This window comes from Maccoyibacter intestinihominis, assembly GCF_040096355.1.
GTDB classification, from domain to species: Bacteria; Bacillota; Clostridia; order Lachnospirales; family Lachnospiraceae; genus Maccoyibacter; species Maccoyibacter intestinihominis.
In genome coordinates this window covers 157,476-183,261 of sequence record NZ_JBBMEX010000006.1, presented here as the reverse complement: position 1 = coordinate 183,261, position 25,786 = coordinate 157,476, and the positions used below count along the sequence as shown (strand labels likewise).

Annotated in this window: 23 protein-coding genes and 1 pseudogene; 23 read left to right on the top strand and 1 reads right to left on the bottom strand. The window is 42.7% G+C overall.

Going from position 1 to position 25,786, the window contains the following annotated elements; all coding sequences use genetic code 11:
• Positions 1-274: 274 nt before the first annotated feature.
• The 7 genes and pseudogenes from WMO43_RS07720 to WMO43_RS07690 form a co-directional block, all read left to right on the top strand.
• A pseudogene (locus WMO43_RS07720) lies at positions 275-703 on the top strand (PocR ligand-binding domain-containing protein); the annotation flags it as partial.
• 45 nt (positions 704-748) lie between these two features.
• Positions 749-1,075 carry a methyl-accepting chemotaxis protein gene (locus WMO43_RS07715; protein WP_353530795.1) on the top strand — a complete coding sequence of 109 codons (327 nt, stop codon included), beginning with the start codon at positions 749-751 and terminating at the stop codon, positions 1,073-1,075.
• A 178-nt stretch (positions 1,076-1,253) separates the two neighbouring features.
• Positions 1,254-1,520 (top strand): 30S ribosomal protein S15, encoded by a 267-nt coding sequence (gene rpsO / locus WMO43_RS07710; protein ID WP_177963380.1) that lies wholly within the window; start codon positions 1,254-1,256, stop codon positions 1,518-1,520.
• A gap of 238 nt (positions 1,521-1,758) precedes the next feature.
• Complete coding sequence (locus WMO43_RS07705; RefSeq protein WP_353530789.1) at positions 1,759-3,852, top strand: polyribonucleotide nucleotidyltransferase; 2,094 nt, start codon at positions 1,759-1,761, stop codon at positions 3,850-3,852.
• Positions 3,853-3,993: 141 nt separating this feature from the next.
• On the top strand, positions 3,994-4,884 hold the full coding sequence (locus WMO43_RS07700) for a S8 family peptidase (protein WP_353530788.1): 891 nt from the start codon (positions 3,994-3,996) through the stop codon (positions 4,882-4,884).
• A 60-nt stretch (positions 4,885-4,944) separates the two neighbouring features.
• Positions 4,945-6,480 carry a cardiolipin synthase gene (gene cls / locus WMO43_RS07695; protein ID WP_353530787.1) on the top strand — a complete coding sequence of 512 codons (1,536 nt, stop codon included), beginning with the start codon at positions 4,945-4,947 and terminating at the stop codon, positions 6,478-6,480.
• Positions 6,481-6,500: 20 nt separating this feature from the next.
• Positions 6,501-7,013, top strand: coding sequence for a shikimate kinase (locus tag WMO43_RS07690; protein WP_353530786.1), 513 nt, complete (start codon positions 6,501-6,503; stop codon positions 7,011-7,013).
• On the opposite strand, the gene WMO43_RS07685 is transcribed toward WMO43_RS07690, so the two are convergent.
• Positions 6,985-8,214, bottom strand: coding sequence for a D-alanyl-D-alanine carboxypeptidase family protein (locus WMO43_RS07685; protein WP_353530785.1), 1,230 nt, complete (start codon positions 8,212-8,214; stop codon positions 6,985-6,987). The genes WMO43_RS07690 and WMO43_RS07685 overlap by 29 nt on opposite strands.
• Before the next feature lie 119 nt (positions 8,215-8,333).
• Between WMO43_RS07685 and WMO43_RS07680 the strand changes: the two genes are divergently transcribed.
• The 16 genes from WMO43_RS07680 (at position 8,334) to rpsA (ending at position 25,782) form a co-directional block, all read left to right on the top strand.
• Positions 8,334-9,188, top strand: coding sequence for a metallophosphoesterase (locus WMO43_RS07680; protein WP_177963374.1), 855 nt, complete (start codon positions 8,334-8,336; stop codon positions 9,186-9,188).
• Positions 9,189-9,263: 75 nt separating this feature from the next.
• The gene (locus tag WMO43_RS07675; protein ID WP_353530784.1) at positions 9,264-10,013 is read left to right on the top strand and encodes a segregation and condensation protein A; all 750 of its coding nucleotides are present in this window, start codon (positions 9,264-9,266) and stop codon (positions 10,011-10,013) included.
• Between the two features lie 18 nt (positions 10,014-10,031).
• On the top strand, positions 10,032-10,592 hold the full coding sequence (gene scpB, locus WMO43_RS07670) for an SMC-Scp complex subunit ScpB (RefSeq protein ID WP_177963372.1): 561 nt from the start codon (positions 10,032-10,034) through the stop codon (positions 10,590-10,592).
• Between the two features lie 65 nt (positions 10,593-10,657).
• Positions 10,658-12,502, top strand: a complete 1,845-nt coding sequence (locus WMO43_RS07665) for an NAD(P)-binding protein (protein WP_353530783.1) — start codon at positions 10,658-10,660, stop codon at positions 12,500-12,502.
• Positions 12,496-14,214, top strand: coding sequence for an NADH-dependent [FeFe] hydrogenase, group A6 (locus WMO43_RS07660; protein ID WP_353530782.1), 1,719 nt, complete (start codon positions 12,496-12,498; stop codon positions 14,212-14,214). Before WMO43_RS07665 ends, WMO43_RS07660 begins: the two co-directional genes overlap by 7 nt.
• A gap of 32 nt (positions 14,215-14,246) precedes the next feature.
• On the top strand, positions 14,247-15,443 hold the full coding sequence (locus WMO43_RS07655) for a D-alanyl-D-alanine carboxypeptidase family protein (protein WP_353530781.1): 1,197 nt from the start codon (positions 14,247-14,249) through the stop codon (positions 15,441-15,443).
• 141 nt (positions 15,444-15,584) lie between these two features.
• The gene (locus tag WMO43_RS07650; protein ID WP_177963369.1) at positions 15,585-17,021 is read left to right on the top strand and encodes an acyl-CoA carboxylase subunit beta; all 1,437 of its coding nucleotides are present in this window, start codon (positions 15,585-15,587) and stop codon (positions 17,019-17,021) included.
• A gap of 13 nt (positions 17,022-17,034) precedes the next feature.
• Positions 17,035-17,739, top strand: a complete 705-nt coding sequence (locus tag WMO43_RS07645) for an OadG family protein (protein WP_353530780.1) — start codon at positions 17,035-17,037, stop codon at positions 17,737-17,739.
• Between the two features lie 24 nt (positions 17,740-17,763).
• Positions 17,764-18,120, top strand: a complete 357-nt coding sequence (locus WMO43_RS07640) for a biotin/lipoyl-containing protein (RefSeq protein WP_177963367.1) — start codon at positions 17,764-17,766, stop codon at positions 18,118-18,120.
• A 20-nt stretch (positions 18,121-18,140) separates the two neighbouring features.
• Positions 18,141-19,289 (top strand): sodium ion-translocating decarboxylase subunit beta, encoded by a 1,149-nt coding sequence (locus WMO43_RS07635; RefSeq protein ID WP_177963366.1) that lies wholly within the window; start codon positions 18,141-18,143, stop codon positions 19,287-19,289.
• A 12-nt stretch (positions 19,290-19,301) separates the two neighbouring features.
• Complete coding sequence (locus WMO43_RS07630; protein ID WP_177963365.1) at positions 19,302-20,720, top strand: oxaloacetate decarboxylase subunit alpha; 1,419 nt, start codon at positions 19,302-19,304, stop codon at positions 20,718-20,720.
• 140 nt (positions 20,721-20,860) lie between these two features.
• A complete protein-coding gene (locus WMO43_RS07625) occupies positions 20,861-21,787 on the top strand; it encodes a MurR/RpiR family transcriptional regulator (protein WP_353530779.1) in 927 nt (308 codons plus the stop codon).
• Entirely contained in the window at positions 21,780-23,012 is a 1,233-nt protein-coding gene (locus WMO43_RS07620; RefSeq protein WP_353530778.1) for a BaiN/RdsA family NAD(P)/FAD-dependent oxidoreductase, read from the top strand. The genes WMO43_RS07625 and WMO43_RS07620 overlap by 8 nt, the downstream gene beginning before the upstream one ends.
• A 139-nt stretch (positions 23,013-23,151) precedes the next feature.
• The gene (cmk, locus tag WMO43_RS07615; protein WP_177963362.1) at positions 23,152-23,823 is read left to right on the top strand and encodes a (d)CMP kinase; all 672 of its coding nucleotides are present in this window, start codon (positions 23,152-23,154) and stop codon (positions 23,821-23,823) included.
• Positions 23,820-24,671, top strand: a complete 852-nt coding sequence (gene ispH / locus WMO43_RS07610; protein WP_353530777.1) for a 4-hydroxy-3-methylbut-2-enyl diphosphate reductase — start codon at positions 23,820-23,822, stop codon at positions 24,669-24,671. The genes cmk and ispH overlap by 4 nt, the downstream gene beginning before the upstream one ends.
• Positions 24,652-25,782 carry a 30S ribosomal protein S1 gene (gene rpsA, locus WMO43_RS07605; protein ID WP_177963360.1) on the top strand — a complete coding sequence of 377 codons (1,131 nt, stop codon included), beginning with the start codon at positions 24,652-24,654 and terminating at the stop codon, positions 25,780-25,782. Before ispH ends, rpsA begins: the two co-directional genes overlap by 20 nt.
• Positions 25,783-25,786 lie beyond the last annotated feature (4 nt).

Here is a 25,786-nt window from a genome sequence, read left to right as displayed (position 1 = left end):
AAACCCAAACATCTTTATAGTGATAGAAAAAGGCTCCGAGAAACATGATTTCTCGGAGCGCTTTGTCTACAGTCTGACCATTCACAACGCGGTTGTGGATGGTATTTTTCTGTTTTGCAAAAATGTTTTTTATCTTTTGGTACAACAGAACGATCCGGCCTGTATAAGTCCGGTCTTTCCTTAAAATATCGTTAAATAAGTAACAATTGCAGCATGGAATATTTGCTTGTCATCGTGTCATAATCATAGTAAAATATAATTAAAGTACTGGTGTATGGAGGAAGACTATATGAGAATACAGGATTTTACGGATATGGATAAATTCCATGAAATTATGAAGAACTGGGCAAGAGCAACCGGACTGGCAACCGTTGCAGTAGACATGGATGGAAATTATATTTCTGACTGTTTTAATTTTACAGATTTTTGTGTTAAATATACAAGAGAGAGTGCAGAGGGTAAGAGACGCTGCGAGAAATGTGACCGTGAAGGAACCGGCGTGTACCACTGTCATGCAGGACTGATCGATTTCAGTATTGATCTTGTTGTAAAAGGTGAAAAAGTCGGAGCCGTTATCGGTGGACAGGTATTGCCAAAAGATCCGGACGAAGAGAAATTCCGCCAGGTCGCAAGAGAATTAAGTATTGATGAAGATGAATACATAGAGGCATTAAATAAGGTCAATGTCCGTTCCGAAGAAGGAATCAATGCATCCGCATTTTTGTTAGGTGATGCGTTGAATAACTGTATGGATGCAGGATATAATGAGACCTATAACGGTCGTCTGATGCAGCGTATCAAAGATGGAATTGCAGAATGTAAGGGACTGATGGAGAATATCGAGGGAAATACCAATCAGTTGAATGCGATCCAGAGACAGCAGAAGATGTTAGCATTGAACGCAAGCATTGAGGCAGCAAGAGCAGGAGAAACAGGAAGGGGGTTTGCAATTGTGGCAGGAGAGGTAGAAAAACTGGCAAGAGAATGTAATACCTTAAATGTATCTGTTTCCGAAAATGTAAAGAAAATGTCGGATGTCATTGAGGGATTGTCCCACACAAAACTGACAGATTAAATGTTGACAGACCGTGCTAAAAAACAGACATTTTTTCTGAAAAACAGTTTACAATAAAGGATGTCTATGATATACTTGCAAGGTATGAGTTCAGCCCATATTCGGTAGACGGACAACTCCGACCCTTTACTGAGTATCATACATGACAGGGCGTTTATCAAATAAGGAGGATTGTACAATGATCGCAAAGGAAAAGAAACAGGCTATTATTGCAGAGTACGGTAGAACACCAAATGATACAGGTTCACCGGAAGTTCAGGTTGCTATTTTAACAGCAAGAATCCAGGAGCTGACAGAGCACTTAAAAGCAAATCCAAAGGATCATCATTCCAGAAGAGGTCTTTTAAAGATGGTTGGTCAGAGACGTGGATTATTAGATTACCTGAAGAAAATCGATATTGAAAGATATCGTTCTTTAATTGAGCGTTTAGGTATCAGAAAATAGTATGACCTAAGGATAGAGCGGAGTCTTTCCGCTCTATTTTAGCGTTTGTTCCGTGAAAAATATGGAAGATAAGATTTTAGCGGATATTTTGTAACCGGCAGAAGAAGGAACCCGGGACCACTGAAAAGGGTATGAAAAGGTATAAGGAATTAAGACGTGTATCGTAGCTTTTTCAGTAGTTTCGGAATCTTCTGTCAGAGCAGGGAGTCAGGCTCCCGGAAAGAAAAGGAGAAAAGATATGTTCAAAAGTTTTACAATGGAACTTGCCGGAAGACCACTTACGGTAGAGGTAGGCAAAGTCGCAAAGCAGGCAAACGGAGCAGCATTTATGAAATATGGTGATACTACGGTATTATCTACTGCAACTGCATCCGATAAGCCAAGAGATGGCATTGACTTCTTCCCACTCAGCGTAGAGTTTGAAGAAAAATTATATTCCGTAGGAAAGATTCCTGGAGGATTTAATAAAAGAGAGGGAAAAGCATCTGAGAATGCAATCTTAACATCCCGTGTGATCGACAGACCGATGCGTCCGCTTTTCCCAAAAGATTACAGAAATGATGTTACCTTAAACAATATGGTTATGAGCGTAGATCCGGCCTGCAGACCGGAAATCGTAGCAATGCTTGGAGCAGCAATCGCAACCTGCATTTCCGATATCCCATTTGACGGTCCTTGTGCCATGACACAGGTTGGAATGATCGATGGAGAATTCATCATCAACCCATCCCAGGAGCAGTGGAAAAAAGGTGATTTAAATCTGACTGTAGCATCTACCAGAGAAAAAGTCATCATGATCGAAGCCGGTGCAAACGAAGTTCCGGAAGCAAAAATGATCGATGCGATCTATACCGCACATGAAGTAAACCAGACGATCATCAAATTCATTGATGAGATCGTAGCAGAAGTCGGCAAACCAAAACATGACTATACAAGCTGTGCAATCCCTGAGGAAATGTTTGCAGCGATCAAAGATATCGTACCTCCTGCAGAAATGGAAGAGGCAGTCTTTACCGATGAGAAACAGGTAAGAGAGGAGAATATCCGTCAGATTACCGAAAAATTAGAAGAAGCATTTGCTGAGAAGGAAGAGTGGCTTGAAATCTTAGGAGAAGCCATTTATCAGTATCAGAAAAAGACCGTTCGAAAGATGATCTTAAAAGACCACAAACGTCCGGATGGTCGTGCCATTGACCAGATCCGTCCGCTTGCAGCAGAAGTAGACCTGATCCCAAGAGTACATGGTTCTGCAATGTTTACGCGTGGACAGACACAGATCTGCGATGTGGTAACCTTAGCACCATTATCAGAAGTACAGAAAATTGACGGACTGGATGAGAACGAAGTATCCAAACGTTACATGCATCACTACAACTTCCCATCCTACTCTGTAGGTGAGACAAAACCAAGCAGAGGACCGGGACGTCGTGAGATCGGACATGGAGCATTAGCAGAGAGAGCATTACTTCCGGTACTTCCTTCTGAAGAGGAGTTCCCATATGCGATCCGTGCCGTATCCGAGACATTTGAGTCCAATGGTTCTACTTCCATGGCTTCTACCTGTGCATCCTGCATGTCCTTAATGGCAGCCGGAGTACCGATCAAGAAGATGGTAGCAGGAATTTCCTGTGGTTTAGTAACCGGAGAGACAGATGATGATTATTTAGTATTGACAGATATCCAGGGATTAGAGGATTTCTTTGGCGATATGGACTTCAAAGTAACCGGAACAACCGAGGGTATCACAGCGATTCAGATGGATATCAAGATCCACGGACTGACAAGACCGATCGTAGAAGAGGCAATCCGCAGAACCAGAGAGGCAAGACTCTTCATTATGGAAGTGATGAAAGGTGCGATCGCAGAGCCTAGAAAAGAAGTTGGCAAATATGCACCGAAGATCATCAGAATCCAGATCGATCCGGCAAAGATCGGTGATGTAGTAGGTCAGAGAGGAAAGACCATCAATGAGATCATCGAAAGAACTGGTGTGAAGATCGATATTACCGATGACGGTGCAGTATCCGTATGTGGTGTAGATGCTGATGCAATGCAGAAAGCAGTAGAGATGATCCGGATCATCACAACCGATTTTGAAGCAGGACAGATCTTTAAAGGAACTGTTATCAGCATCAAAGAGTTCGGAGCATTTGTTGAATTTGCGCCTGGTAAAGAGGGAATGGTTCACATTTCTAAAATTGCCAAGGAAAGAATCAACCATGTAGAAGACGTTCTGACCTTAGGAGATAAAGTAACCGTGGTATGCCTTGGAAAAGACAAGATGGGAAGAATCAGCTTCTCTATCAAAGACGTTCCGGCAGACGCAAAATAAAAAGAATGATATAGACCAAAAATAAGAGGGGGCTATCCAAAAGAGAAATCTTTGGGATAGTCCTTTTGTGCCACTTAGTTCTAAAAGCCGTTCACACTTTGCAATAAAACCTGCATAGGTTAATAGAAAAAGGAAAATCAAGTGGAACGGATCAGAGAACTGTTAAATACATCATATGCCCATAAAAGAGGTTATACCGGTAAGGGAATTACAGTTGCGGTGATGGATACCGGGCTTTTTTTGCATAAAGATCTAAGAGGAAGGGTGAAAGGATTTTACGATGTCCTAGGAAATGAGACGGAATGCTATGACGACAACGGTCACGGTACGCATGTAGCTGGGATCATCGGTTCAGACGGTTGCGCGAGCAGGGGAGAATATATGGGAATGGCGCCGGGATGCGGTATTTTGCCGATCAAAGTATTAGACCGCAGAGGCGGCGGGAATACCCGACAGGTCAAAAAAGCGATCCGATGGATGTTAGAGCATAAGGATGAGTATAACATAAGGATTTTAAATATTTCTGTTGGAATGTTAAAAAGTGCCAGAGAAGAAGAACAGGTAGAACTGATCAAATTAGTGGAAGAGGTCTGGGATGCCGGGATCGTAGTGGTGGCGGCAGCGGGAAATAACGGACCGGCAGGAAATTCAGTAACGATCCCCGGAATCTGTCGGACGATCATTACGGTAGGAAGCAGTGATGATGATAACCGCCAGACACAGGGGCAGGGACTTCGCAGAGGTTACAGCGGAAGAGGTCCGACCGACAGTTGTGTCATAAAACCTGAAATCTTAGCACCGGGAACCAAAATTACAAGCTGTGATGTGCATAATGACGGTTATACGACAAAAAGCGGAACTTCGATGGCAACACCGGTGGTTTCCGGTGCGATTGCACTACTGTTAAGCAAATATCCCCAGATGTCCCCAAAGGATGTAAAACTGCGGCTGTATCAGACTGCCAACAGAAGCTGCGACAGAAAGGAACAGCATGTGTGGGGCTGTCTGGATTTAGTGCGGCTCATGCATTAGACATAGGAGCGTTTTTGTGATACGATAGGCAGACAGGAAAGCAAAAGAGTAGGTGAAGAGATGAAGAAACTGGGAAATATCCTTTTTAGCAGACTGGTATTGATCTTTTTAGCCATTGTCATCCAGTTTTTCTGGTTAGCAACGGTGCTTTATCAGTTCAGTCTGCAATTTACATTTATCAACTTGGGATTTCGTGCCGTTGCTTTGATACTGGCAATCATAATTTCCGATAAAGATGGAAATGCGGCGGGGCGGATGTCGTGGATCTTTCTGATCTTAGTGGCACCGATCTTTGGCGTAACTTTGTATTTTGTCTTTGGAAGAGCAAAATTAACAAAACATACCGAGGAACGTTTAGAACGTGTCAATGAAGAACTGAGCCCATTTTTAGCAGGAGACGAACAGGTAGAAGAAAAGATACGAAACGAGAACAAACGTATCTATAACCAGACGAAATATATTAAGGACTGGGCCGGCTATCCGGTCTGTGAATATACAAAGACCGAATATTATCCATCCGGAGAGGAACTGTTCCTGAAGATGTTAGAAGCAGTTAAGGAAGCGGAAAACTTTATTTTTTTAGAGTACTTCATCTTTGAAGACGGGATCATGTTAGAGCAGTTGTTAGCTGCCTTAGAAGAAAAAGTAAAACAGGGTGTCGAAGTCCGTATGATCTACGATGATGTGGGATGTATCAGCAAACTTCCGGCAGGCTATTATAAGAAAATGGAAGCGCGTGGGATCAAATGTACCGCATTCAATCCGTTCCGCCCGATCATGTCAATTATCATGAATAACAGGGATCACAGGAAGATCCTGGTTGTGGATGGAAAGACTGCATTTACCGGAGGCATCAATATTGCAGATGAGTATATCAATGTAACGACCCGTTTTGGCTATTGGAAGGATACCGGAGTCAGGATTGAAGGAAAAGCCGTCTGGAATTTTACGGCAATGTTTTTGCAGATGTGGAACTTTGCAAATCATTCCACGGAAAATTATCTGGCATATAAACAGCAGATCAACTGGAAAAAACACTATGAATCCGACGGTTATGTGCAGCCTTATGCCGATTCGCCGATCGACCATGAGAATCAGGCAGAAAATATTTATCTGAACATCATCAACTATGCAAAGGACTATGTCTATATTTTTACGCCATATCTGATCACTGACGAGGAAATGTGCGTAGCACTATGCAACGCGGCAAAATCCGGCGTGGATGTCCGCATTGTCACACCGGGAATCCCGGATAAGAAGCTGGTATTTTTACTGACACAGTCCTATTATCAGGAATTATTAAAGGCAAATGTAAAAATCTATCAGTTTGCCAAAGGTTTTATCCATGCAAAATGTTTTGTCTGTGACGATGAGATTGCTACCGTTGGAAGTATTAATTTAGACTATCGCAGTCTCTATCTGCATTATGAATGTGGAATTTATATGTACAGATCCAAAGCAGTACGGCAGGTAAAAGAGGACGTATTGAATACCATCGAACAGTCTAAGATCATCTCGTTAGGATTCTGTCAGAACAGAGAGTGGTATGTAAAGGTTTTGCAATGTCTGTTACGTCTGTTTGCACCGCTGTTATAGGAAGATAAAGGAGTATCAATATGAAGAAAGAAAATATCACATTAGTGGGAATGCCGGGGGCAGGAAAAAGTACGGTCGGAGTGGTCTTAGCAAAAATCGCAGGATATCACTTTTTAGATTCGGATCTGTTAATACAGCAAAAGACAGGAAAACTGCTGCATGAACTGATCGAGATCCACGGACGCGAAGGATTTTTAGAGATTGAGGGAGAAATCAACGCATCCATTGAAGCAAAGCGTACGGTGATCGCCACCGGTGGAAGTGTTGTCTATGAAGAAAATGCCATGCAGCATTTAAAGGAAATCTCCACAGTGGTCTATATCTATCTTCCATATGAAGAACTAAAGACACGCTTAGGAAGTTTAGAGCAGCGGGGCGTTGCGTTAAAGTCAGGTGAGACCTTAAAAGATCTGTATGACAGCAGAAGTGGATTATACAAAAAATATGCGGACATCACAGTGGATGCCTCGCATATGGGAATACAGGCAGTCGCAGAAGAAATTCTTAGAAAAACGCGTGAAACAGCTTTTTGAAATAGTCGCTAAATCCGGCTTTTTTCACATTCTGTTCGCTTACAATGTTCACTTCCCCAATGACTTTTCCGTCTAAAGAATAGGTTGCTTTTCCAAGAACATCGCCCTTTTTTACGGGAGCGGTCACGGTCTTTGGAAGAGAAATCTCTTTTTTAATGGAATTCAGGTCACTTCCCTTGGTGTCTACAAACTGAAATGGTGTTTCATAACGGACATTTACGGCATCTTTGCTTCCGTTTTTGACCGTTAAAGGTTTTAGCTTTTTCGTGTTCGGGTCAGAGTAGAACTGGCACTTTGCAAAACCGTAATTGAGTAGGTTAGCGGCATCCTGAAATCTGCCTTTTGGGTCCGGGGCTGCCATAATGACGGCGATCAGTTCGGTTTTATCTTTTTTTGCCGTGGCAGAGACACAGAATTTTGCCTTTCCCGTGGAACCGGTTTTCAGTCCGGTCGTATACTGATATTGACGTACTAATTTGTTGGTATTGGTCAGACCGAATTCCTTGCTCCCTTTTTTCGTTTCATGTGTGATCGTATCCATCCAGATCATAGAGTAATCATGGATCTTTGGATATTTTGTAATCAATTCACGCGACATCAGGGCAATGTCATAGGCTGTGGTCAGATGTCCGTCAACATCCAGTCCGCAACAGTTGACGAAGGTGGTGTTTTTCATGCCGAGTTTTTTTGCCCGCTGGTTCATTCTTGCCACGAATTCCTCTTCAGAGCCTGCAATGTGTTCTGCCATTGCCACGCAGGCATCATTCGCACTTGCCACGGCGATACATTTGATCATGGTGTCCACATTCTGGGTTTCTCCGGGTTCTAAGAACACCTGTGAACCACCCATGCTTGCCGCGTGTTCCGATACCGTTACCGTATCTTCTAAAGAAATTTTTCCGGCATCTAAAGCGTCAAAGATCAAAAGCAGGGTCATGATCTTCGTGATGCTGGCAGGAGGCATCTGCTTGTTGGCATCCTTTTCATAGATGATCGTTCCGCTCTTAGCCTCCATCAAAAGGACACTCGGAGCGGATAGAGTCAGGGTATCTCCTGTTTTTTTATTATCATCAGCTTTTTTTGCCGAATTTTGGGAAATACCTGCTTCATATGTAATCGGGGCGGACTGTGCAGTCAGTGACAGCAGTGGGGTACATGCAAGCTGCAGGGCAAGAAATAGTGAAAGTATTATTTTTTTCATAGTGATTCCTGAAACATTATCTGCTTTAGTTTAATATTAATAGAAAAGAGAAAAAAATATGACTGATGCTGGGATTTTTATGCAAAATGTGATAGGATATCAGAGCAAAGGAGAAGTATATGAAGATCATTGGAATGATTATTTTGCTGATAGGATGTTTTATCCTGTGGCAGCATTTTGAATTAAAGAAGTTTCGGATCACGTCCTATGAGTATCAGACGGATAAGATTACACAGAGCGTTAATTTTGCAGTGGTAGCGGATCTGCATGCCCATGTCTATGGCAGGGATAATGATATTTTAATCCAAAAGATCAAAGAACAAAAACCGGATATGATTTTAGTTCCGGGGGATATGATCGTCAGCCGTTATCCGGAGACTTATGAGACTGCGTATCAGGCATTAGCAAAACTGACAGAGATCGCACCTGTTTATTTTTCAAACGGAAACCATGAAAGCCGTGTCTCGAAAGTGCCGGTTATGCAGACGGAGGCGTTTTTAGCGTATGAAAACCGGGTGCGGAAATCAGGGGTGCATATTTTAAACAATGCTTCAACAGAGCTGACACTGCATGGGGAAAAGTTTTGCATCAGCGGACTTGAGATCCCGTTAGAATGTTATGGCAAAGGTAGCTATGAGCCATTGCCGGAGCATTTTATACAGGAGGCATTAGGAGAGGCAAAGAAGGATGCCGTACAGATCCTGTTGGCACATAATCCGATGTTTGCAAAGGAATATGCGGACTGGGGAGCGGATATAACCGTCTGCGGACATACCCATGGTGGGCTGGTTCGGATTCCGGGGATTGGAAGTGTGATATCTCCGCAGTTTGAACTGTTTCCGAAATACGATGCGGGAGAGTTTGAGTTTGACGGTAAAAAAGTCTATGTGAGCAAAGGCTTAGGAACACATACCTTCCATATCCGTGTGTTTGACCGTGCTGAAGTACTGATGATACGGATCAACAAAATGTAGGTTCAACTCTTGAAATTTACCTAAATATGATGTACAATATTACTAATTCACAAAAAATAGGAGCAGTATATTTTTATGGATATGACCGTGAAACTGCAGGTGTTTGAAGGACCGTTGGATCTGCTTTTACATCTGTTAGATAAGAACAAAGTGAATATCTATGACATCCCGATCGTTGAGATTACAAAGCAGTATATGGACTACATACGGGAAATGAAGCGGCATGATCTGAACGTGGTCAGCGAGTTCTTAGTGATGGCTGCCACACTGTTAGATATCAAGTCTAAAATGCTTCTTCCGGCACCACCGCAGGAGGAAGAAGAACAGGAAGATCCAAGAGCGGAACTGGTACAACAGCTTTTGGAATATAAGATGTATAAATGTATCTCCTATGAATTAAAAGACCGGCAGGTGGATGCACAAAAGGTCATGTTTAAGGTTCCGACCGTACCGCCGGAGGTTGCGGCATATGAAGAACCGGTGGATTTAGAAGAGTTAGTCGGAGATACCACCTTAGCACAGCTCAATGATATTTTTAAATCCATTATGCAGAAAAAACAGGATCGCATTGATCCGGTACGTTCTAAGTTCGGAAGGATTGAAAAAGAACAGGTTTCCTTAGAAGAGACGATGCGTACGTTAGAAGAGTATGCAAGGACACATCGCTCTTTCAACTTTAAGAATCTGTTAGAATCCAAGAGCGGGAAAATGGAGATTATCGTAAATTTTCTTGCTATCTTAGAACTGATGAAATTGGGTAAGATTTCGATTTCACAGGAACATATTTTTGATGACATCCTCATTGAATCGAAAATGGCAGCCTAAGAGTCTGGAGTGAGACATATGAATTATGAAGCAGTGATAGAGTCAATCCTCTTTACAATGGGGGATTCCGTAGAGTTATCTAAGCTCGCGGAGGTCTTAGAACTGGATAAAAAAGAAGTAAAGGATATCTTAGAACAAATGCAAAAGAACTACGAGGCAGAGGATCGCGGTATTACGATCACAGAACTTGATGGAGCCTATCAGATGTGTACCAAGCCTCAGATGTATGATTATCTGATAAAAGTAGCAAAGCAGCCAAAGCATTACGCATTGACAGATGTATTGCTAGAGACGCTTTCAATTATCGCATATAAACAACCGATCACAAGAGCAGAGATAGAAAAAATCCGGGGAGTCTCCTGTTCCCACGCAGTCAGCCGACTGGTAGATTACAATCTGGTGTGTGAATTAGGAAGACTGGATGCGCCGGGGCGGCCGCTCTTATTCGGGACAACAGAAGAGTTTTTAAGAACATTTGGAGTTTCTTCCATTGAGGAACTGCCGATCTTAAATCAGGATCAGTTAGAGAACTTCAAGCGGGAAGCAGAAGAAGAAATGCAGATGAAAATGGATATCTAAAGGACAGACACAAACGTGTCTGTCCTTTTTTGATAAAAAATTCACAAATTAAAGGGAGGTAACACATGGAGAGAAGATTAACAGCAGGAGCACCAAAGCGTGAAGACACAACAACAGAACGTCTGATGCAGGAATTTGAGCAGCGCATTGTCGCAAGTCCTCCGGGAGTATGTCCGGTAGATATGCAGCTTTCTTTCTTAAAGGTCTGTCATGCGCAGACTTGTGGAAAATGTGTGCCATGCCGTGTAGGGCTTGGACAGTTAGAAAATCTTTTAGAGGATGTGTTGAACAACAGAGCAACATTAGAGACTTTACATCTCATAAAGGAAACAGCAAGGAATATTCAGGTGACCGCAGACTGTGCCATAGGTTTTGAATCTGCAAGGATGGTATTAGTCGGATTAGAGGGGTTCAAAGAGGATTACCTGTCTCATATCCATAATAAACGGTGTACGGCATCGTTTGAACAGCCGATACCATGTATCACGCTCTGCCCGGCGAAGGTAGATATTCCGGGTTATGTAGCACTGGTAGGAATGGGAAGGTATCAGGATGCAGTAAAACTCATCCGCAAGGATAATCCATTCCCGACCGCATGTGCATTGATCTGTGAGCATCCATGTGAAGCAAGATGCCGCAGAAATATGATCGACAGCTCGGTCAATATCCGGGGACTGAAACGTTTTGCAGTAGACCATGCAAGGGCAGATCAGGTCGAGGTACCAAAATGTGCCGAGGCTACAGGAAAGAAAATTGCCATTATCGGTGCAGGTCCAAGCGGATTGACTGCTGCCTATTTCTTACAGCTTATGGGACATCAGACGGTGGTATTTGAGGAAAAAGAGCAGCCGGGAGGAATGCTTCGTTACGGAATACCGAGTTATCGTTTTCCAAGAGAACGTCTGCAGGAAGATATCGATGCAATTTTATCTACCGGTGTGGATTTACGATGCAATATCGAAATTGGTAAGGATATCACTTATGATGAATTAAAACAGGAGTATGATGCAGTTTACATCGCAATCGGTGCTCATACCGATAAAAAATTTGAGGTAGAAGGTGCGGACAGTAAGGGTGTCATTTCAGCAGTAGATATGCTGAGAGATATCGGCTATGGAAAGTATCCTGATTTCAGAGGAAAAAGAGTTGTTGTAGTCGGCGGAGGAAATGTGGCGATGGACTGTGCCAGAACCGCAATGCGCTGCCATGCAGAAAAAGTCAGCATTGTATATCGCAGACGGCAAAAAGATATGACAGCGTTAGAAGCAGAAATCGAAGGAGCCATCGCAGAAGGAATTGAGCTTTTGACATTACAGGCACCGAAACGCGTAGAAGCAGATGAGAAAGGGAATGTTGCTGCACTCTGGACACAACCGCAAATCAGTGGTCTGTATGACAGTGCCGGAAGACCAAGTCCGAACAGAGCAAAAAAACCGGAAGAACGGTTAGGCTGTGATGTCATTTTAGTTGCAATCGGACAGGAAATCGATTCTGCACATTTTGAAGAATCCAACGTACCGGTAAAACGCCACCGTATTGTGGCAGATGAATTTGGGGCAGTGCCGGGAGAGGAAGGAATCTTTTCCGGTGGAGACTGTGTTTCAGGACCATCCACGGTCATTCGTGCCATTGCGGCAGGTAAAGCAGCGGCAGCAAATATCGATGAATATCTTGGCTTCCATCACGAAATGTCAACAGATGTGGAGATTCCACAGCCAAATCTTAGCGACAAGTTGCAGAGTGGACGGATCCATCTGACAGACAGAGAAGCTTGTGAACGTAAAAAAGACTTTGAAGGAGTGGAATACTCCATGAGTCTTGAAGAAGCAAGACAGGAATCAGCAAGATGTTTACGTTGTGATAAATTTGGATGTGGAGTGTTCAGAGGAGGCAGAGAGAGCATATGGTAAAATTATGGATAGATAATCAGGAAGTAAATGTAGAAAAAGGTACAACAATTTTAAATGCAGCAGCATCCGTAGGGATCAAGATACCGACCCTTTGTTTTTTGAAGGATTTAAACGAAATTGGTGCCTGCCGTGTCTGCATCGTAGAGATCAAAGGAAAAGATGCGTTAGTAGCTGCCTGTAATACCGCAGTAGAAGAAGGCATGGAGATCTATACGAACAGCAAACGTGTCATGAATGCAAGACGTACCAATGTCGGACTGATCTTATCCCAGCATGACTATCGCTGTGCTACCTGTGTCCGAAGCGGTAACTGTTCCCTGCAAAAATTAGCAAATGATTTAGATATCTTAAATGTTCCTTTTAAAGAAGAGTATGAGGAGCAGGAATGGGACATGGATTTTCCGCTGATACGTGATGCAAAAAAATGTATCAAATGCATGCGTTGTGTACAGGTCTGCGATAAGATCCAGGGAATGAAAGTCTGGGATATCATCAATACCGGAAAACGCACCAATGTAGGATTAAGGGAAGGAATGTCCATAGAAGACATCAACTGTGCATTATGCGGCCAGTGTATCACGCACTGTCCGGTTGGAGCTTTAAGAGAACGCGATGATCTAAATGAACTGGTTTATGCCATTGCAGATAAGAAAAAAGTTGTTGTGGCACAGATTGCACCGGCAGTCCGTGCAGCCTGGGGCGAACGGTTTGGTTTAAAACGGGAAGATGCAACGGTCAAACGGTTAGTAGCAGCCCTTCGAAGAACCGGGATCGACTATGTGTTTGATACGAACTTTACTGCGGATTTAACGATCATGGAAGAAGCAAATGAGTTCATCGAAAGACTGAAAAATAAAGACAAATACAAATTCCCGATGTTTACGTCCTGCTGTCCGGGCTGGGTACGCTTTGTAAAATATGAATATCCGGAGTTGCTGCCGAATCTTTCCACTGCAAAATCCCCGCAGCAGATGTTTGGAGCAATTGCAAAAACCTACTATGCACAGCAGTTAGGTGTGGAGCCGGAAGAAATCTACTGTCTGTCGATCATGCCATGTACAGCGAAAAAATACGAAAGCCAGATGGCGTGTATGGATGTGACGGGAACCGGACCGGACGTGGATTCTGTTATCACCACGAGAGAGGTAGGACGTCTGATCCGTGCAGAGCATATTCAGTTAGAGCATTTAAAAGAAGAGGAGTTTGATGAACCATTGGGATGCGGAAGCGGAGCTGCTGTTATCTTTGGTGCGACCGGCGGTGTTATGGAGGCGGCACTTCGGAGTGCCTACTACTTCTTAACAGGAGAAAATCCTGCACCGGATGCATTTAAAGTTGTCCGCGGACAGGATGGAGTCCGGGAAGCCGAGGTAGAGATCGCAGGCACAAAAGTAAGAGCTGCCGTAGTCAGTGGTCTTGGCAATACCAGACGTTTGATCGAGAGGATCAAAAAAGGCGAGGCAGAATATGACTTTGTAGAAGTCATGGCGTGTCCGGGCGGATGTGCCGGCGGCGGTGGCCAGCCGATCCATGACAATTTAGAACTGGCAAAAGAGCGTGGAGATGTCCTCTATGAACTGGATGCAGAAAACGAGATCCGTTTTTCCCATGAGAATCCGGCAGTACAGGAATTGTATCGCAGCTTTTTAGAAAAACCACTGTCTCATAAATCGCACGAGTTGTTACATACCGACCATTCTCTTGGCATATAGTAAATGGAAACGGTACGGAAAGAATGAGTTAAGTGAAAAAAAATCCATTCAAGCAAACGATGATCATCGTTCTATGCATCAGTCTGATCTTAACAAGTGTGGTGTTAGAGGTTTTTGCAAAAGAACATCAGGATAGTCTTGGACTCTATGCCAAGTCTGCCGTCTTAATGGATGCAGACAGCGGCAGAGTCCTCTACGGCAAAGAAGAAGAACAGTTTTTAGCAAATGCCAGCACCACAAAGATCATGACATGCATTCTGGCAATTGAAAGCGGCAGGTTAGACGAGACGGTAACCGTCAGTCAACATGCCGCGTCTATGCCAAAAGTCCATCTTGGAATGACAACCAAAGACACCTTCTTATTAAAAGACCTGCTCTATTCGCTGATGTTAGAATCACATAACGATTCTGCAGTTGCGATCGCCGAGCATGTTGGCGGGAGTGTGGAGAAATTTGCAGAGATGATGAACGAAAAGGCGAAAGAGTTAGGATGTGAACATACACATTTTATCACGCCAAACGGATTAGACGCAAAAGATGAAACAGGTTCTCATGGAACCACGGCAAAAGATCTTGCAACGATCATGAGCTACTGTATCAAAAACGATACGTTTTTAAAAATTACACAGACAAAACAGCATAGTTTTCAGAATGTAGAGAGAAGCCGGAATTTTACCTGTAATAATCACAATGCTTTTTTACAGATGATGGATGGCGCACTGTCCGGAAAGACCGGATTTACCGCGGATGCAGGCTATTGCTACGTCGGAGCCTTAAAAAGAGGGGAGCGGACATTTGTGGTATCACTGCTTGCCTGCGGCTGGCCGAATAACAAAAGCTATAAATGGGCAGATACCAGAAAGCTCATGGAATACGGTTTAGAGCATTATGAAAAGGTAAAAGTCAAAGCCAAACAAGAATTAGAGACGGTCCCTGTCATAAACGCCGCTGACAACTCCTATGATCCTGACAAAGAGATTCTGATGCCGGTTCGGGTAAAAGGAAAGGATCTTCGGGTTTTAAAAGACAAGGAAGAAAAAGTGACCGTAAAATGCACGACAAAGAAAGTATTGCAGGCACCGGTCAAAAAAGGAACGGTGATCGGAAAAGCAGAGTACTATATCGGAGAGGAAAAAGCAGTATCTTATCCGATCGTTGCGATGGAAAATGTATCCGCAAGAACGCCACGGTGGTATCTGCAGTGCGTCTTAGAAAAGTTTCTGTTTTAAAATTCGTCAGATTGGAAAAAATGTCTATTCAAATTAGTGAAAAATTTAACAAATTACTATTGAAATATTGTATTAAAAGTAATACAATTAGCATAGCGAAATTTTTTAAAAATTTTCAATACATAGATGGAGGGCTAATAAATGAGTAGCACAAAGAATAGCTTAGCAATGCAACGAATTGCCAAGTTACTGGATGAGAACAGTTTTGTAGAGCTTGGTTCTCTCGTAACTGCACGAAGCACAGATTTTAATCTGACTGCAGATAAGACTCCTTCTGACGGAGTAATTGTCGGTCACGGATTAATCGATGAAAACCTGGTATTTGTATACAGCCAGGACGCTTCCGTGTTAGGTGGAACAATCGGTGAAATGCACGCAAAGAAAATTGCTTCTGTTTATGACATGGCAATGAAGATGGGTGCACCGGTCATTGGTCTTTTAGACTGTGCGGGTGTCCGTTTACAGGAATCTGTAGATGCATTGGAAGGAATGGGTCAGATTTATGCAAAACAGACAGCAGCTTCCGGTGTTGTACCACAGATCAGTGCCGTATTCGGCAGCTGTGGAGGTGGACTTGCCGTTGCATCCGCATTATGTGACTTCACTTACATGGAGACAGAAAAAGGAAGACTTTTCGTAAACTCTCCGGATGCCATTGCAGACAACAACGTATCGAAATGCGATACAGCAAAAGCTGACTTCCAGGCAGCAAACACAGGTGTTGTAGATGCAGCCGGAACAGAGGATGAGATCCTTGCTGAGATCCGCGAATTAGTAACCATTCTTCCGGGATGCAACGAGGAGAGCGGACGTGTGGACGAGTGTACGGACGATTTAAACCGTGCATGTGAGAGCATGGAATCCATGAAAGGTGATCCAAGATACTTCCTTTCTGAAATTGCAGATGACCATAACTTTGTAGAGACAAAGAAAGGTTATGCAAAAGATATGGTAACAGGATTCATCAAATTAAACGGAATTACCGTTGGTGCAGTAGCAAACGCTACCGTAATGCATGATGAAAACGGAAACAGGACAGAGGAATTTGAAGCAGCATTAACCGCACAGGGATGCGAAAAAGCAGCAGACTTTATCCAGTACTGTGACGCATTTGATATCCCGGTACTTTCCATGACAAATACAACAGGATTTAAAGCGACTTCATGTTCTGAAAAACGTCTTCCAAAGGCACTTGCCCGTATGACATACGCATTTGCCAATGCAACAACTGCAAAGATTAACTTCATTACAGGAGATGCATTCGGAAGTTCTTATGTAATGATGAACTCAAAATCTCTTGGAGCAGATTTAGTCTATGCATGGCCGGATGCAAAAGTCGGCATGATGGATGCAAAATCGGCAGCTAAGATCATGTATGCAGATGCTTCCGCAGATGTCTTGGACGAAAAGGCAAAAGAATATGAAGCATTACAGTCAAATGTGGAAAATGCTGCAAGAAGAGGATATATTGATCTGATCATCAACCCTGCAGATACAAGAAAATACTTAATCGCAGGATTTGAGATGTTATTTACAAAAAAAGTAGAAGGGCCGATGAAAAAACACGGAGCGAAATAGAAAGGTGAAGTTTATGAAGAAGAAAATATTGCTGATGGTAAGTGTGTGTCTGATGATACTCGGACTTACAGCATGCGGAAAAACGGATCCTAAGTCTGTCGATTACAATGGCTATACATATGACCAGTTAAAACAGGTGACACAGAATACCGTTGCTACATTGGTAAATATGACTGATGAGCAGAAGACTGTGTACGAAGCCAGTGATGACGAAATGACAAAGAACATCGTTACCAGATGGGAGGATGCTACTTCCGGTGTTGGTTCTTATGTAGAACTCGGTGATTTCAAAATTACAAAATCAGGAAAGACACTGACATGTGAACAGACCATTGAGTTTGAAAAACGTGAAGTAATTTTGACTTATGTATACACTTACTATTCTATGGAAGTGGAAGATGTAACAATTGATAAGGTTTACTCACTTGGTGAAAAGATGAGCAAGGCCGGTATGAATACACTCATGGGAATGGGAACTGTATTTGCAGTATTGATCTTAATCAGCTTAGTTATTTCCTGCTTCAAGATCTTCCCATATCTTGAAAGCAAGAAAAAAGCAGGACAGACCGAAAATGCTGTAAAAGAGACAGTACAGGATATTCCGGCAGAACAGCAGGATAACACAGAACTGATCGCTGTTATCGCTGCAGCAATTGCAGCATCCACAGGAACATCTACAGATGATTTTGTAGTGCGTTCCATCAAGAGAAGATATTAATCGCAAATTTAGGAGGAAATTAAGATGAAAAGCTATACAATTACCGTAAATGGAAATGTTTATGATGTTACTGTAGAAGAAACAGGAGCAGCAGCACCTACAGCAGCTCCAAGAAAAGCCGCTCCAGCAGCAGCAGCACCGGCAGCAGCTCCGGCAGCAGGCGCAGGAAGTGTTAAGATTGAAGCAGGTGCAGCCGGAAAAGTATTCAAAATTGAGGCAGAACCTGGCACAGCCGTTAAGAGAGGCGATGCGATCTTAGTATTAGAGGTAATGAAAATGGAGACTCCGGTTGTTGCACCACAGGACGGAACTGTTGCAAGCATTGAAGTTGCAGTTGGAGATCATATTGAAGCAGGTGCATTACTTGCAACCATGAATTAAGAAAGCCAGGAGGATTAATTATGAGTTACGTAGGAGAAACAATGTCAAACCTCCTGCACCAGACAGCATTTTTGAATCTGACATGGGGCAACTTTGTTATGATTGCCGTAGCATTTTTATTCCTGTTTCTGGCAATCAAGAAAGAATATGAGCCATTACTGTTAGTTCCGATCGCATTTGGTATGTTGCTGGTAAATATCTATCCGGATATCATTATCAGCCCGGAAGAGGCAAGTAACGGCGTAGGTGGTTTGTTACACTATTTTTATATCTTAGATGAGTGGTCAATATTACCGTCTCTGATTTTCCTCGGAGTCGGAGCAATGACAGACTTTGGACCGCTGATCGCGAATCCGATCAGTTTCCTGCTCGGAGCAGCAGCACAGTTCGGTATTTTCTCAGCTTACTTCCTTGCAATCCTGATGGGATTCAATGATAAGTCAGCAGCCGCAGTATCCATCATCGGTGGAGCCGACGGTCCGACTTCCATTTTCCTTGCAGGAAAACTTGGACAGACAGGTCTGTTAGGACCAATTGCGGTGGCAGCATATTCCTATATGGCATTAGTGCCGATCATTCAGCCACCTGTTATGAAATTATTCACAACGAAAAAAGAACGTGCGATCAAAATGGAGAATTTAAGACCGGTTTCTAAATTAGAGAGAATCTTATTCCCTGTTATCGTTACTACAATTGTATGTTTAATCCTTCCTACCACAGCACCGTTAGTTGGTATGCTGATGTTAGGTAACCTGTTCCGTGAGTCCGGAGTAGTACGTCAGTTAACAGATACTGCATCTAACGCATTGATGTATATCGTAGTTATCTTACTTGGTACTTCCGTAGGAGCTACCACAAGTGCAGAGGCATTCTTAAATATTACAACCATTAAGATTGTAATTCTCGGACTTGTAGCTTTCGTATTTGGTACAGCAGCAGGTGTACTTTTCGGTAAAGTATTATGCTGGGTTACAAAAGGTAAGATCAATCCATTGATCGGTTCTGCCGGTGTATCTGCAGTACCTATGGCTGCTCGTGTATCCCAGAAGGTTGGAGCAGAAGAGGACCCGACGAACTTTTTACTTATGCATGCAATGGGACCAAACGTTGCCGGAGTTATCGGTACAGCAGTAGCTGCCGGTGTATTTATGGCAATCTTTGGAATATAGGAGGAGAAAATCATGGCAGAAGTGACCAAAAAACCATTAAAAATTACAGAGACTGTCCTGCGTGATGCACATCAGTCTTTGATCGCAACCAGAATGACTACTGAGCAGATGCTCCCGATCGTAGATAAAATGGATCAGGTTGGTTATCATGCAGTAGAGTGCTGGGGTGGTGCAACATTTGATGCATCTCTCCGTTTCTTAAAAGAAGATCCATGGGATCGTCTTAGAAAATTAAGAGATGGATTTAAAAATACAAAATTACAGATGTTATTCCGTGGACAGAACATCTTAGGATACCGTCCATACGCAGATGATGTGGTAGAGTATTTCGTACAGAAATCTATCGCAAACGGAATCGACATCATCCGTATCTTCGATTGTTTAAATGATATCCGTAACTTACAGACCGCTGTTACAGCATGTAACAAAGAAAAAGGCCATGCACAGGTAGCACTTTCCTACACCTTAGGAGATGCATATACCTTAGATTACTGGATGGATATGGCAAAGAGAGTAGAGGATATGGGAGCTGATTCCTTATGTATCAAGGATATGGCAGGACTTTTAGTACCTACAAAGGCAACTGAGTTAGTACAGGCATTAAAAGATGCAACTTCACTCCCAATCGAGCTTCATACACACTATACATCCGGTGTAGCTTCCATGACTTACATGAAAGCAGTAGAAGCAGGATGCGACATCATCGATACCGCAATCTCTCCATTTGCATTAGGAACATCCCAGCCTGCAACAGAGGTTATGGTAGAAGCATTCAAGGGTACAGAATTTGATACAGGATTAGATCAGACAAAATTAGCTGAGATTGCTGATTACTTCCGTCCGATGAGAGAAGAAGCATTAGAGAGCGGACTGATGAATCCAAAGGTATTAGGCGTAAACATCAAGACTCTGTTATATCAGGTACCGGGTGGTATGTTATCCAACCTGATCTCCCAGTTAAAAGAGCAGGGTAAAGAAGATAAATACGAAGAAGTACTTGCAGAAGTACCACGCGTTCGTAAAGACCTTGGTGAGCCACCACTTGTAACACCATCTTCCCAGATTGTTGGTACACAGGCTGTATTTAACGTATTAATGGGCGAGCGTTACAAAGTTGCAACCAAAGAGACAAAAGACGTACTTTTAGGAAAATACGGACAGACTGTAAAACCATTCAATCCGGAAATCGTAGACAAAGTACTTGGCGAAGAGAAGAAGAATGCAATTACCTGCCGTCCGGCAGATCTCTTAGAGCCTGAATTAGATAAATTAGAGGCAGAGATGAAACAGTGGAAACAGCAGGATGAGGATGTCCTTACCTATGCATTATTCCCACAGGTGGCTACAGACTTCTTTAAATATCGTGAGGCTCAGCAGACAAAAGTAGATCAGAATATTGCTGATACAAAAAATGGAGCATATCCTGTATAAGCTATTGTAAAAAATGAGAAAATGAATTAAAATAAAAGGTGTTTTGGCGAGAGCCAAGGCACCTTTTTGGGTTATAACAAAATTTTTGAAGGATCATAGCAAAATGATCCTGTCTACAATAGAGATAAGGCGGTTTTCTTATGGGGAATAGTAACGATTTAAGTAATCGGATCAATGAAGCGTACAGCACACTGAGCAAAGGACAAAAACTTCTTGCAAGTTATATCACAGATAATTATGATAAGGCAGTTTTTCTAACGGCAGCCAAATTAGGCGAGGTGGTCGGAGTCAGTGAATCAACGGTTGTGCGTTTTGCAACACATCTCGGATATAAGGGATATCCGGATTTTCAAAAAGCATTAGAGGAACTGGTGCGCAATAAGCTCAATTCCGTACAGCGGATGGAGGTGGCTTATGGACGGATCAGTCAGTCAAAAATCTTAGAATCTGTTCTCCAGTCAGACGCGGAAAGGATCAAAGAATCGATAGAGATGATAGATCCGAACGCCTTTGATATGGCAGTAGAGACGATCTTAAATGCAAAACGGATATATATTGTGGGTATCCGCAGTTGTGCACCGCTTGCAGGATTTTTTGCATTTTATTTAAATATGATGTTTGACGATGTACGTCTGCTGTCTACGAACAGTTCGAGTGAGCTGTTTGAACAGATGGTGCGTATCAGCAAGGACGATGTGATCATCGGGATCAGTTTTCCGAGATATTCCATGCGTACTCTAAAGGCAATGGAATTTGCAAACAACCGGAGTGCAAAAGTGATCACGCTTACAGACAGCGTACATTCACCGATGAATCTGTATTCCTCCTGTAATCTGATCGCAAAGAGTGATATGGCATCCATCGTAGATTCACTCGTGGCACCGCTTTCTGTCATCAATGCATTGATCGTTGCACTCTGCATGAAAAAACAGGGCGAAGTAGTCAATACGCTTGAAATGTTAGAAGATATCTGGGATGAATATCAGGTCTATGAAAATGACGAGATCAACTATATTGATGATTCCATGAAAATGCGATATACCAGATTAGGAGAAAAAAATGAGTAAAGTCATCATCATCGGCGGCGGTGCGGCAGGAATGTTTGCAGCACTCGGAGCAGTGGATGCAGGGCATCAGGTTACGATATTAGAACAAAATGAAAAACTGGGTAAAAAAATATATATCACGGGAAAAGGCAGATGCAATCTGACAAATGCCTGTGAGACATCGGAAATCTTTGAAAACATACCAAGGAATGCAAAATTTTTGTATAGCGCCATCTATGGCTATGACAATTTCCGTGTTATAGATTTTTTTGAAGAGCATGGAATGCCAACAAAAACAGAACGTGGCAACCGGGTATTTCCGGTATCGGATCATTCCTCGGATGTCATTGCAACCCTGCAGCGGACTTTAAAAAATAAAGGAGTTACCGTAAGACTCCATACAAAGGCAGAACATCTTGAGATAGAAGAGGGAAAAGTCCGTGGTGTAAAGACATCCAATGGGACAACTTGTCCGGCAGATGCAGTCATCATAGCAACCGGAGGATATTCCTATCAGACAACAGGTTCTACCGGAGACGGATACCGTTTTGCAAAAAAGAGCGGACACACGATCGCACCATTGTCCCCATCTTTAGTTCCTATGACCGTAAAAGAAGACTACTGTATGCAGATGCAGGGACTGTCTTTAAAAAATGTAGAAGTAAAGATCAAAGACGGAAAAAAAGTATTGTTTGAAGAATTTGGGGAAATGCTGTTTACCCATTTTGGAGTCAGCGGACCTTTGATCTTAAGTGCAAGCAGTGTCGTAAATGACAAGATCCGAAAAAAAGAACTTGCCATGGAGATTGATTTAAAGCCGGCATTATCGGAAGAAAAACTAGATGCCCGGATCTTAAGGGACTTTGAAGAAAATAAAAACCGACAGTTTAAAAATGTACTTTCCGGTCTGCTTCCGGCCAAAATGATATCGGTCATGGTCTCATTGAGCGGGATCACGCCGGAGAAAAAGATCAACGAGATCACGAAAGAAGAGCGCAGAAGGTTAGTAAATTGTATCAAGCATTTTCCAATGACACTGACCGGTCTTCGTGATTATAACGAAGCAATCATTACCAGAGGCGGAGTTGCCGTCAAGAATATCGACCCATCCACGATGCAGTCAAAATTAGTGAAGGGACTCTACTTTGCCGGAGAGGTTATTGATGTGGATGCCTATACCGGTGGATTCAACTTACAGATCGCATGGTCAACCGGATATTTAGCAGGCAGTTCCGTAGAGAAATAGGATGAGGCATGAAATCGTAGAAATTAACAAAAATAATAGAGTCGTAAAATCGTAGTATCATAAACTTATAGGAAGAAAAGAGTACAACGTCATAGAAAGATAGAAATAAAAAATTGGAGCAGGAAGTGAGGAAACAAGCATGAGTTTTAATATCGCAATTGATGGACCGGCAGGCGCCGGAAAAAGTACCATTGCAAAGAAGATCGCAAAAGAATTAGGCTTTGTCTATGTAGATACCGGAGCAATGTACCGTGCCATGGCACTCTATTTTTTACGGAGCAATATCTCTAATGAGGACGAGCAGGCGATCAGCCGTGCCAGTGAGAACGTAGAGATCACGATCCAATATGAGAACGGCGAACAGCAGGTATTTTTAAACGGTGAAAATGTCAGTGGTGAGATCCGCAAAGAAGAAGTCGGCAACATGGCATCTAAAACCAGTGGATACGGACAGGTGCGGAAAAAATTAGTCGAATTACAGCAGCAGCTTGCAAAAAAGGCAGACGTTGTCATGGACGGAAGAGACATTGGAACCGTCGTACTTCCGGATGCACAGGTCAAAGTATATTTAACGGCAAGCGTGGCTACGAGAGCAAAAAGACGTTATGACGAGCTGTCAGAAAAAGGACAGGAATGTAATTTAGAAAAAATAGAAGCAGACATTGAACAGCGGGATTATCAGGATATGCACCGCGAAAATTCTCCGCTTCGTCAGGCAGAGGATGCCACACTGGTGGATTCCTCCAATATGAGCATTGAAGAGGTCGTTGCAGCGATCAAAAAATTATATGAGGATGTGTGTAACGCATGAGACAGGTAACCTTAGCGAAAAGTGCGGGCTTTTGTTTTGGAGTCAAGCGGGCAGTGAACAAAGTCTATGAGGAAGCAAAAAAAGGGAGAGTGTATACTTACGGACCGATCATCCACAATGAAGAAGTAGTAAAGGATTTAGAAAACAAAGGCGTAAAAGTAATAAACAGACTGGAAGAATTTCAGGATATTCCCGAAGGGACTGTCGTGATCCGTTCCCATGGTGTGGCAAAAGAAGTCTATGATTTTTTGAAAAAACAGGATTTAAAAATTGTCGATGCCACCTGTCCTTTTGTTTTAAAGATCCACAGGATCGTGGAGGAACATGCGAAGGCGGGAGAGCATATCGTCATCATCGGAAATGATAAGCATCCGGAGGTAGAAGGTATCAAAGGATGGTGTGGACCTAAGAACCGAACCGTCATTCAGAACAGAGAAGAAGCAGAAAATTTTGCCATAGATGGAAAACAAAAGGTATGTATTGTATCACAAACGACATTTAACTACAAGAAATTTCAAGAATTAGTTGAAATTATTTGCAAAAAAGGTTATGATATAATTGTTTTAAATACAATCTGTAATGCAACGGAGGAGCGGCAGACAGAAGCCCGTGCCATTGCAAAGGAAGCAGAAGCCATGATTGTCATCGGTGGCAGAAGCAGTTCTAATACGCAGAAGTTATTTGAAATATGTAAAATGGAATGTGAAAATACTTACTATATACAGACACTAGATGACTTGGATTTAACCAAACTGAAATCCATTGATAACGTAGGTATTACCGCAGGGGCATCCACCCCAAATAATATTATTGAGGAGGTTCAAAAGAATGTCAGAAATGAGTTTTGAACAAATGCTAGAAGAATCATTAAAAACAATAAGAAATGGGGAGGTAGTCGAAGGTACAGTTATCGATGTGAAACCGGATGAGATCATCCTGAATATTGGTTACAAGTCAGACGGTATTATTACCAGAAACGAGTACACAAATGAACCAAACGTAGATCTGACAACTGTAGTATCCGTGGGCGACACCATGGAAGCCAAAGTCGTAAAAGTAAACGACGGCGAAGGACAGGTACTCCTTTCTTACAAACGCCTTGCAGCAGAAAAAGGCAACAAGAGATTAGAAGAAGCATTTGAGAATCAGGAAGTATTAACAGCAAAAGTAGCACAGGTATTAGCAGGTGGTTTAAGCGTAGTCGTAGACGAGACCAGAGTATTCATCCCTGCAAGTTTAGTATCTGATGTATACGAAAAAGATCTGACAAAGTATGACGGACAGGAAATCGAATTTGTAATTACAGAGTTCAATCCTCGCCGCAGAAGAATTATCGGTGACAGAAAACAGCTTTTACTCGCTAAGAAAGAGGAGATGCAGAAAGAATTATTTGCAAGAATCAAAGTTGGCGATGTTGTAGAAGGAACTGTTAAGAATGTAACAGACTTTGGTGCATTTATCGACTTAGGCGGAGCAGACGGACTGCTTCATATCTCAGAGATTTCCTGGGGCAGAGTTGAGAATCCAAAGAAAGTATTCAAAGTCGGTGATGTTGTAAAGACATTTATCAAAGACATCAACGGAAACAAGATTGCATTATCCATGAAATTTGAGGATCAGAATCCTTGGAACAACGCTGCTGAGAAATATGCAGTAGGCAATGTTGTAAAAGGTGTTGTTGCAAGAATGACAGACTTTGGTGCATTCGTAGAATTAGATCCTGGCGTAGATGCATTACTTCATGTATCCCAGATCTCTTCTGAGCATGTAGAGAAACCATCTGACGTATTAAGCGTTGGACAGGAAATCGAAGCAAAGATCGTTGACTTCAATGAAGAAGAGAAAAAGATCAGCTTAAGCATCAAAGCATTACAGGCACAGCCACAGCAGGAAGAAGACGATGCTGACGTAGCAGACGTAGATATTGATGCGGTAGCAAGTGAGTTAGACGCAGAATAAAATC

Excerpts from the sequence above, each read along its gene's own strand:
- WMO43_RS07665 (WP_353530783.1), top strand. The coding sequence starts at position 10,658 with ATGGAGAGAAGATTAACAGCAGGAGCACCAAAGCGTGAAGACACAACA.
- rpsO (WP_177963380.1), top strand. The coding sequence starts at position 1,254 with ATGATCGCAAAGGAAAAGAAACAGGCTATTATTGCAGAGTACGGTAGA.
- scpB (WP_177963372.1), top strand. The coding sequence starts at position 10,032 with ATGAATTATGAAGCAGTGATAGAGTCAATCCTCTTTACAATGGGGGAT.
- WMO43_RS07685 (WP_353530785.1), bottom strand. The coding sequence starts at position 8,214 with ATGAAAAAAATAATACTTTCACTATTTCTTGCCCTGCAGCTTGCATGT.
- WMO43_RS07690 (WP_353530786.1), top strand. The coding sequence starts at position 6,501 with ATGAAGAAAGAAAATATCACATTAGTGGGAATGCCGGGGGCAGGAAAA.
- WMO43_RS07650 (WP_177963369.1), top strand. The coding sequence starts at position 15,585 with ATGAGTAGCACAAAGAATAGCTTAGCAATGCAACGAATTGCCAAGTTA.
- WMO43_RS07620 (WP_353530778.1), top strand. The coding sequence starts at position 21,780 with ATGAGTAAAGTCATCATCATCGGCGGCGGTGCGGCAGGAATGTTTGCA.
- WMO43_RS07675 (WP_353530784.1), top strand. The coding sequence starts at position 9,264 with ATGGATATGACCGTGAAACTGCAGGTGTTTGAAGGACCGTTGGATCTG.
- WMO43_RS07635 (WP_177963366.1), top strand. The coding sequence starts at position 18,141 with ATGAGTTACGTAGGAGAAACAATGTCAAACCTCCTGCACCAGACAGCA.
- WMO43_RS07625 (WP_353530779.1), top strand. The coding sequence starts at position 20,861 with ATGGGGAATAGTAACGATTTAAGTAATCGGATCAATGAAGCGTACAGC.
- rpsA (WP_177963360.1), top strand. The coding sequence starts at position 24,652 with ATGTCAGAAATGAGTTTTGAACAAATGCTAGAAGAATCATTAAAAACA.
- WMO43_RS07630 (WP_177963365.1), top strand. The coding sequence starts at position 19,302 with ATGGCAGAAGTGACCAAAAAACCATTAAAAATTACAGAGACTGTCCTG.
- WMO43_RS07680 (WP_177963374.1), top strand. The coding sequence starts at position 8,334 with ATGAAGATCATTGGAATGATTATTTTGCTGATAGGATGTTTTATCCTG.
- WMO43_RS07640 (WP_177963367.1), top strand. The coding sequence starts at position 17,764 with ATGAAAAGCTATACAATTACCGTAAATGGAAATGTTTATGATGTTACT.
- WMO43_RS07705 (WP_353530789.1), top strand. The coding sequence starts at position 1,759 with ATGTTCAAAAGTTTTACAATGGAACTTGCCGGAAGACCACTTACGGTA.
- WMO43_RS07715 (WP_353530795.1), top strand. The coding sequence starts at position 749 with ATGGATGCAGGATATAATGAGACCTATAACGGTCGTCTGATGCAGCGT.
- ispH (WP_353530777.1), top strand. The coding sequence starts at position 23,820 with ATGAGACAGGTAACCTTAGCGAAAAGTGCGGGCTTTTGTTTTGGAGTC.
- WMO43_RS07645 (WP_353530780.1), top strand. The coding sequence starts at position 17,035 with ATGAAGAAGAAAATATTGCTGATGGTAAGTGTGTGTCTGATGATACTC.
- cls (WP_353530787.1), top strand. The coding sequence starts at position 4,945 with ATGAAGAAACTGGGAAATATCCTTTTTAGCAGACTGGTATTGATCTTT.
- WMO43_RS07660 (WP_353530782.1), top strand. The coding sequence starts at position 12,496 with ATGGTAAAATTATGGATAGATAATCAGGAAGTAAATGTAGAAAAAGGT.
- cmk (WP_177963362.1), top strand. The coding sequence starts at position 23,152 with ATGAGTTTTAATATCGCAATTGATGGACCGGCAGGCGCCGGAAAAAGT.